The sequence below is a fragment of the Dellaglioa sp. CoH-55-MRSF-9 genome (assembly GCF_056782155.1).
This window is the reverse complement of record NZ_JBXAYG010000129.1, coordinates 1-254: the sequence shown is the minus strand read 5'-3', so window position 1 is coordinate 254 and position 254 is coordinate 1. Positions and strand designations below refer to the sequence as shown.

1 protein-coding gene is annotated in these 254 nt (G+C 52.0%); it reads left to right on the top strand.

Features of this window, described 5'->3' with window-relative positions; all coding sequences use genetic code 11:
* Nucleotides 1-64 precede the first annotated feature (64 nt).
* On the top strand, nt 65-254 hold a 190-nt coding region (locus AC1RPV_RS08060), incomplete at its 3' end, for a hypothetical protein (RefSeq protein ID WP_481764246.1).

Below are 254 nucleotides of genomic sequence, written 5' to 3'. Positions count from 1 at the left end.
CATCGGGGTTGACTGGTCGCTCGAAGTAGGTATAATGGGAATCACTAAATTATTGGAGGTTCCCATGTTCGAAAAAGTCACCAAGCATTTCAAAGTCGCGGCACTGCGCCGCCGTATCCGGAAGCTCCGAATCGATGAGGCAGCGCAGATCGCGGTGGTGAACGCACAAGTCGATGTTATCAACAAAGCGAAGAGCGCCCCTTGGTATTTCGTGGAAGACATGATCGAGGGCAATCGCCGGTTGGCTGTTATTC